The 1,669-nt window shown below is 74.1% G+C and carries 1 protein-coding gene; it reads left to right on the forward strand.

Annotation, left to right across the window (positions count from 1 at the left end):
* Nucleotides 1–182 precede the first annotated feature (182 nt).
* Complete coding sequence (locus ACFWFI_RS42605) at nucleotides 183–1,658, forward strand: LysR family transcriptional regulator (RefSeq protein ID WP_387401330.1); 1,476 nt, start codon at nucleotides 183–185, stop codon at nucleotides 1,656–1,658.
* Nucleotides 1,659–1,669 lie beyond the last annotated feature (11 nt).

Here is a 1,669-nt window from a genome sequence, read left to right on the forward strand (position 1 = left end):
GTCGGAGGTCGCGAAGCGGCCACCGTCCAGCTGCACCGCACTGCGCGGTGCCCGCCGTCCGCCCTGTCCGGGGCCGCTTCCGGCGAGAGGAGCGAGAGAAGAGAACGCCTGCCTAACGTGAGCCGCGACAGGCCGTCACAGGTGAAGAAGAGGCGTCATCCATAACCGTAAGGAAGCCGTCCGTGCCTTCTGCGATACATGTGCCCTCCGTTCCCGACCGGTTGACGCGGTTGCCCTTCTCCCGTGCGGATCTGCGGCTGCTGGATGCGATCGGACAGTGCGGTGACCTCGCCGAAGCCGCCCGCAGGGCGGGGCTGAGGGCGCCGGCCGCCCAGCGGCGGCTCGACCGGCTGGACCAGGCCACCGGACTGCGGCTGACGCTTCGCGACGCCCGTACCGCCCGACTGAGCTCGGCCGGCGCCCGGGTGCTCGTCGCCGGCCGGCGGTTCTTCCGCCAGGTCGACCAGGCCGTGCAGACCGAGATCTACGGGCGCGGCACCGAGGCCCTGAACGCGCCCCGCATCCTGAACATCGCGACCGCCGAGCCCCTGATGGAGGATCTGGTCGAGGACGCGGCCGACACCCTCGGCGTCCTCCTGTCGGTCAGTCACGACACACCCCGCCAGGTGCTCCGGCAGCTCGCCGGATACCGGGTGGACGCCGCGCACACATGGGGCCTGAGCGCCCTCTCGCACGCGGTGGACCGCACCGTGCGCACGTACGACGTCCTGGACGACCCGCTATGGGTGACGCTGCCTCTGGGGCACCCGCTGGCGGGACGTGACACGGTCTCCCTCGCCGATCTGCGCGAGGACCACTGGGTGTCGGAGGCCGGTCCTCAGGCGGAGGTCCTGGTGAGCCGGGTCTACCAGGCGGCCGGGCTCACCCCGCCCGCCCGCATCCAGGTCACCGGGGCATCGGTGGCCCGGGGGATGCTGCGGCGCGGTGACGCCATCGGGCTCGGATCCCCCGCCTGCCCGGCCGTGTTCTCACCCTCGCTGGTGCGCCGCTCCCTGGTGGAGCGGCCCAGGCGGGCCGCCGGCCTGCTCGTCGATCCCGCGGTCGTCCCCTCTGCCCTGGCCGAGCAGCTGGCCGCGCTGCTCACGGCCCGCTGCCTGAGCCGGTTCGCCGAGCAGCACGGAGACATGCTGCGCGATCCGTGGTGGGCCGACTGGCTGCGCGGGCAGCGGGCGGCGCTGGAGCGGCGCACCGACGCCGCCGCGCGCAGCCTCCAAGCCCCACCGGCCCTGCCCGACGAGTCGGTCCAGGTCGATGTGGAAGACCTTCATCTGCTGCACGCGGTGGCCGACCACGGCAGCATCAACCGAGCCGCGGCTGTTCTCTCCATCAGCCAGTCGGCTCTCACCCGGCGCATCCACCGACTTGAACTCCGGCTGGGGGCCGGTCTGTTGCTGCGCAGTTCGCGCGGGACGGACCTGACTGCGCCGACCAGGCAGTTCCTGGCCCGGCTGGCGGGTTTCGAGGCCGAACTCCTCACGGTGGGCCTCGCGGGCGCGGGGGATGCCCTGGAGCCGCTGGAACCGGGCGGCAGCACGCAGCGCCGCCCGCCCCGGGCCCCCCGGGGCGGGGCGGTGCGGCCGGGACGGGCCGCGCCCGAACGCACCGCGGTGCGGCCCGCCGTCGCCGGCCGGAGCTGACAGCGGAGGGC

This window comes from Streptomyces sp. NPDC060209, assembly GCF_042728155.1.
GTDB lineage: Bacteria > Actinomycetota > Actinomycetes > Streptomycetales > Streptomycetaceae > Streptomyces.